General features: G+C 49.3%; 7 protein-coding genes. 5 read left to right on the forward strand and 2 right to left on the reverse strand.

The window, feature by feature from the left end; all coding sequences use genetic code 11:
- Together Q0238_RS02375 and Q0238_RS02380 are read left to right on the forward strand one after the other, a co-directional pair.
- A partial coding sequence (locus Q0238_RS02375) for a glycerate kinase (protein WP_297942568.1) occupies window positions 1–358 on the forward strand: 358 nt, incomplete at its 5' end.
- A 596-nt stretch (window positions 359–954) separates the two neighbouring features.
- Window positions 955–1,185, forward strand: a complete 231-nt coding sequence (locus Q0238_RS02380) for a hypothetical protein (RefSeq protein ID WP_297942571.1) — start codon at window positions 955–957, stop codon at window positions 1,183–1,185.
- A 1,003-nt stretch (window positions 1,186–2,188) separates the two neighbouring features.
- Here the strand turns inward: Q0238_RS02380 and Q0238_RS02385 are convergent.
- Together Q0238_RS02385 and rpe are read right to left on the reverse strand one after the other, a co-directional pair.
- Window positions 2,189–2,995, reverse strand: coding sequence for a 3'-5' exonuclease (locus Q0238_RS02385; RefSeq protein WP_297942574.1), 807 nt, complete (start codon window positions 2,993–2,995; stop codon window positions 2,189–2,191).
- A 21-nt stretch (window positions 2,996–3,016) separates the two neighbouring features.
- Window positions 3,017–3,658, reverse strand: coding sequence for a ribulose-phosphate 3-epimerase (rpe, locus tag Q0238_RS02390; RefSeq protein ID WP_297942578.1), 642 nt, complete (start codon window positions 3,656–3,658; stop codon window positions 3,017–3,019).
- Between the two features lie 144 nt (window positions 3,659–3,802).
- On the opposite strand from rpe, the gene rpmB reads away from it, so the two are divergent.
- The 3 genes from rpmB to Q0238_RS02405 all read left to right on the forward strand — a co-directional run.
- A complete protein-coding gene (gene rpmB / locus Q0238_RS02395; protein WP_040304421.1) occupies window positions 3,803–3,994 on the forward strand; it encodes a 50S ribosomal protein L28 in 192 nt (63 codons plus the stop codon).
- A gap of 18 nt (window positions 3,995–4,012) precedes the next feature.
- A complete protein-coding gene (locus tag Q0238_RS02400) occupies window positions 4,013–5,143 on the forward strand; it encodes a potassium channel protein (RefSeq protein WP_177387602.1) in 1,131 nt (376 codons plus the stop codon).
- Window positions 5,136–5,726, forward strand: a 591-nt coding sequence (locus tag Q0238_RS02405; protein ID WP_297942580.1) for a bifunctional ornithine acetyltransferase/N-acetylglutamate synthase, incomplete at its 3' end; no start/stop codon positions are given. The genes Q0238_RS02400 and Q0238_RS02405, both read left to right, overlap by 8 nt.

The following is a 5,726-nucleotide window of genomic DNA, read 5'->3' on the forward strand; positions in this document are numbered from 1 at the left end:
GCTTAAGCCGGGCATCGACATCATCACCGAAGAGATCGGGCTAGAGCGCGATATGAAAGGCGTCGAGCTCGTCATCACAGGCGAAGGAAGGCTCGATTTTCAAAGCTCGATGGGCAAAACCCCCTGCGGCGTCGCGAAGATCGCCGCTTCCTACGGCGTGCCCGTAATCGCGCTAGCAGGCGGTATCTCGCCCTGTGCCGGCGGCTGTAATGAGCGAGGCATAGGCGCATTTTTTTGCATCCTAAACGAACCTATGAGCCTTGAGCGCGCGATGGAAAAAGAGACCGCGACACAAAATTTAGCCCGCGTCGCCGAACAAGCAGTGAGATTATTTCTGCTCGGACGCGGCGCCAAATAGGGCTTTTTGGGCTGAAATTTTAAGGCGCGGGCGCTAAAACTTGCAGAGAGTGCGGCGAGCGCGGGCAAGGGATACAGCGCGGTGGCGGCTCGCGTCAGACGACGCGGCGAAGAAGCGAAAATTTTAGCAGGATAAATTTTCGTGCTTTTGAAAAACGCGGCGCAGCCTTGACGCAGATGGGGTGACGCGCAGCTTGCAAGGCGCAAAAATATACGCGAAGAAGCAGGCGAAAGCCTACAACGATGGACATTGGTAAAGCGACGGTAGCGGTAAGAGGATACGGGCTATGACGCGCATACACGGCAAGCAAATATCACGCATCTCGCGGCGTGCGGCTAAATTTCATCAACCACAGACCATGGTAGGTAGATAAAATTTTACATTAAAGCGGAGCTTTTCCGAAATTCTAGCGCGTTTAAAAATACGGAGTGATCGGATGAAAGGTAAGACAGCGGACGGCTCGACGGTGAAATAGCGGCGTGAAATTTTCAGCGCAAAATTTCACTTTACTGCGCGAGCATATACGCTAGGAATGATTTAAAACTCATTTTCCAATCAAGCGACTCGTGGACCCTCGCAATACATAACCTCAAGGCATGATTAAGACAGACAGAATTTTAAAATTTAACGCCGTATTCTTAGCCTATGGAATTTGCAACGTAAATTTAAAAGCAGCGATCCGCTTTATAAACTTCATTTCGAATTTTAGCCCGCGATATGTCCGTCTTGAGGCGAAAAAGACCGCTCAATCGCAAAATCGCGCTTCTGCAAAGATGGCGGCGGCGCATTACTCCGCTCGCTCGCAAAGCCTGCCAGCCCTCCGATGACGCTTTGATGAGAGGCGGGCTGCGTCTGCGTAAAATTCGTATTATTAGGATCGCGGATTTGCTTATCGCTAAATTTAGTGCGGATGCGGTCTCCGTACGCCGCTAGGACAAAGCCGGGCTTGCGTTTAAATTTGCTCCGATCGCGCTGTGTTTTGCGATAAAAATTTATGAAATTTCATTTTTGATCGACGCCAAAAAATTTTATAAAGCTCCATTTTAAAATTTTCAGCACGGGCACGTACCGATCGGGTCGTCAAGCTAAAATCAAATCTCAAAATTCTAAGCGACGAATACAGAAAACCCTCGCGCCTAGCGTATCTGCGGCGGCAGTGCGGGCACGCTAAATTTATCGCTTTTAGGATGCAAAAGACGCGCAGACGCGGGCAAAATTTATTGATTTTAGAGTTTAAAGCATCGAATTCGCGCGCCTAGGCTAAATTTTAAATTTAAAACGCGCGACGCTTCGGACGCATCCGCGCGACTGCAAGCGCTCATAAAATTCGCCTGAAGCAAGGTTGTAAAACCGCAGGCGGGCGCAAAATTTATCGCCGCAAAGATCAAAAGCCACGAAAGCAAAAAGGCTCCACGAGCGCTCGCTGCCGCACCCGCCCGAGCAAATTAAAATCGCATGATCCGCCAGCGGCATACGTAAAGGGCGCCGCTGCGGGCATTTGCACTTAAATTCGGTGCGATCGCAATACGATTTAAAACTGCACCTGCTTAAATTCGCGCCGTTTCGGTTCGCTCACAATCACATCTCGCCGCAGTAGCGCTTTAAATTTGCGCCGCCGCGATTGTGCGCATTCAATCGCTACGGCAAGGGTAAAATTTCAAAATCTAGGCCCATACGCGCCGATTTGCGCCGCCCAAAATCGCTCGGATCGAATTTGCGCTACCGCAATCCGCGCAGATTAAAGCGTCGCCGCTTAAAAGCGCAAATTTTATCTCTCAAACGGCGGTGCGAAATTTCACTAAAATTTCATCTCTTAATTCGACGCGCGATTTATAAAATTTCACCCTCGCCGCGCCCCGAAATCTGCGGCTTAGGCAGCGCCAGGCTCTTTGCGGTTTTGCTAAAAAGTATCAGATCCTCGGTGCTTTGCACGCTCCACGGCAGCCGCTTTAGAGCGAATTTAAAAATTTCAAAGCAGGAAACGGCGTCGCTAAATGCGCGGTGGTGGACGTTTTGCACGCCTAAAAGCTCTTTTAGCGAGCCGAGCCCGTATCTTTGCGCCTCGATCGTGCGGCGCGCGAGCTCGACGGTGCAGAGCCTGCGATTTAAAAGCATTCCAAAGCCGCATTTTTGCAGGCTAGCGTCGATGAAGCCGTAGTCAAATTTGACGTTGTGCGCCACAAAAACGCTATCGCCTAAAAACAGCCTAAACCGCTCCAGCACGCTAGCTAGAGGCGGCGCGCCTGCCAGATCGTCCGCGCAGATCCCCGTAAGCTCCGTGATATTTTCGGGCACGACCGGCGCGTAAACGAAGCTCTCGAAACGATCCAGCTCCTGCGTGCCGCGCGTTTTTATCGCGCCGATTTCGATGATCTGGCCGTTTGAGAGCCCGCCGTTCGTCTCGATATCCACGAAGCAAAATTCCTGATCGTCTATGTCCGTCTCGCGGGTTTTGAGCGTGATTTTGCCGCTATCTAGTTTTATTATCTCTATGCCCAGCGCCCGCCACATCGAAAGATCTTTGGGTTCGAAAAGCTCGGTAATTTCAGCAATGTCGCTTGCTTTTGAGATAAAATCGTAATAATTTATGCTCTTTTGAGCCAGTAAATTTATGAGATTTTCGATTCTATGCGTCAAAATTTTACCCCTGTGCCGCGCCTAAATTTTAAGCGCACGGATCGCCTCCGCGTAGTCGTTTGAAGAAAATATGTAGTTGCCCGCTACCACGACGTCGGCGCCAGCTTCATCGATACCAGCGATATTGAGCCCATTTACGCCGCCGTCGACCTCGATGAGGCATTTGGCACCTTTGCGATCGATCAGCTCGCGCAGCTGCTTAATTTTCTCAAGCGCCGAGGGGATAAATTTCTGCCCTCCAAAGCCCGGATTGACGCTCATTAAAAGCACCATATCGACCTCGCCCAAAATAAACTCCAGCGCGCTAAGCGGAGTGTGCGGATTTAGCACGACCGCGGGCGAGACGCCGCTGCGGCGTATGTGATCTATGAGGCGCAGCGGATGGGTCTCCTCCTCGATGTGGAAGCTAAGAAATTTCGGCTTTAGCGGCAAAAAAAGATCAACGAAAAACGGCACGTTTCTAACCATCAGATGGATGTCCAAAGGCTTGCTGCTCGCCTTTGCTGCCGCACTTGCTACAAGCGGTCCGATCGTGAGATTGGGTACGAAATGCCCGTCCATCACATCTACGTGAATGAGATCGGCGCCCGCTTCGCAGACTGCGCGAATTTCCTCCGCAAGCCTGCCGAAATCCGCCGATAAAATGCTGGGTGCGACATACATTAAGATTCCTTTAAAATTTCAAGATGCGGAATTTTACTTAGTTTTGTCATAAATTTCGCTAAATTTAAACCGCGGCGGATTTTAAGCATAATTTGAAATTTTTTCGCTATAATCGCCATTTATTTTAATCATCAAGGATTTATTATGGCAAGAAGATGCGCAATCACCGGCAAAGGTGCGATGGTAGGAAACAACGTCAGCCACGCAAATAACAGGACCAAAAAGAAATTCCAGGTCAATCTACGCACCATCCGCGTTCAGCTAGAAGACGGCTCAACCAGACGAATCAAAGTCGCCGCCTCAACTCTACGAACTATGAAAAAACAATCAAAATAACCTCTTAAAGAGGAATTTATGTCTGTTTTGGACAAGATCAAGCGATTCCTCGACTGGTCCGGCTCGACTAAGCCGGACATCAACCTCTACACAGAAATTTACGACCAGCTACGTCCTTTTCGCTTACCACTTATAACCATCGTGCTGATGATGCTAATCGGCACATTAGGCTATGTCTTTATAGCGGGCTTTTCGCTCGTGGATGCCTTTTATCAGGCGGGTATGACCTTTACGACGGTAGGCTTTACCGAAGTAGCGCCGATATCGCCCGCGGGTAGAATTTTTACCGTCTTATTCATCCTCATGGGCTTTGGAACCTTTTCGTTTTGCCTGGGCGTCGTCGTCGAGGTCATAAAAAACGGCAAACTTCAAAATTTACTTAGGGAGCAACGAATGATCAATAACATCGCAAGGCTCAAAAACCACTACATTATCTGTTACAACAACATCTACTGCGCCGAGCTTGCCAAGCAGTTTCGCGAGAATCATCTGCCTTTTGTCGTGATCGACCCTGATCCCGCTCTAGCCAAAATCGCCGAGGAAAACCGCTATCCATATTTCATCGTAGGCGAGCCGCATGTAGAAACCACGATGCTAAAAGCCCATCTGTCATCTGCAAAATCCGTCATCACGCTAAGTCCGAATTTAGCCGACAATATCGCAATAATCTCGCTCGTGCGCCTATACGAAAAGGAGCTTGGTCGCATCACCCCATACTTCATCATGGCAAATAGCGATGATGACAGCGACACCGAGAGGCTAAAAAAACTCGGCGCAAATTCCATCGTCTCACCATCCAAACTCGCGGCACAAAGGCTCTCTGCGATCAGCGTGCGCCCCGATATGGAAAACATTTTGGAGCGATTTTTGTATAAAAAAGACTCGCTTATCGATATCGAGGAGATTACGGTGCCCGATTTTTCGTGGATCCGCTTCAAGCGCCTAAAAGAAACTCGCTTGCGCGATTTTACAAACGCCGATGTCGTGGGAATCAAAGAGCCCAACAGCCGCTTTATCCCGATGCCGGATGGCGACTACCTCATCGGTACTGGGGTGAAATTTTTAGTTATCGGCACGGCAGAGGGCATCCGCAATACCAAAAAGCTCATCCGCAGCAAATACAAGCCACAGGAGATGAGATATGTTTAAAATCGCTAAGCTCGAGGGTGGCTTGCAAAATGTCGAGGGCTTTTATTTTGACGGCGTAAATTCGGGCTTTAAAAAAGAGGGTAACGATCTGGGATTTATCCGCGCAGACGAGCCCTTTGCCGTAAGCGCGATCTTTACGAGCAATAAATTTCAAGCCGCGCCGATTAGGCATTTCAAAAGGGCGCAAGAGCGCGCGGGAGGGGAGCTTAAAACGAATTTTATCCTCGTAAATTCTAAAAACGCAAACTCTATGACCGGGAAGCAAGGCATCGCCGATATCGATGAAATTTTTAGCGAGCTTGGCAAAAAAATCCCTCTGATAAACCCCGTCATGAGCTCGACCGGCGTCATCGGATACCGCCTTAAAAAGGAAAAAATTATCGCCGCCGCGCAAAATTTTAACCTCTCGGCGCGAAACTCGAACGCCCTAGCCACTGCCATTATGACTACCGACACGATAAAAAAAGAGCTTGCATATGAAATTTCTTTAGAAAACGGCGAGAAATTTCACATTGCAGCCGTTTGCAAGGGCGCGGGCATGATCAATCCTGCGCTTGCGACCATGCTTTGCTTCGCCCTGACC

Source organism: uncultured Campylobacter sp. (assembly GCF_938045775.1).
In the GTDB taxonomy this organism is placed as follows: domain Bacteria; phylum Campylobacterota; class Campylobacteria; order Campylobacterales; family Campylobacteraceae; genus Campylobacter_B.

Bases quoted from the DNA above. Each gene is read 5' to 3' on its own strand.
- rpmB (WP_040304421.1), top strand. From the start codon at position 3,803: ATGGCAAGAAGATGCGCAATCACCGGCAAAGGTGCGATGGTAGGAAAC.
- rpe (WP_297942578.1), bottom strand. From the start codon at position 3,658: ATGTATGTCGCACCCAGCATTTTATCGGCGGATTTCGGCAGGCTTGCG.
- Q0238_RS02380 (WP_297942571.1), top strand. From the start codon at position 955: ATGATTAAGACAGACAGAATTTTAAAATTTAACGCCGTATTCTTAGCC.
- Q0238_RS02400 (WP_177387602.1), top strand. From the start codon at position 4,013: ATGTCTGTTTTGGACAAGATCAAGCGATTCCTCGACTGGTCCGGCTCG.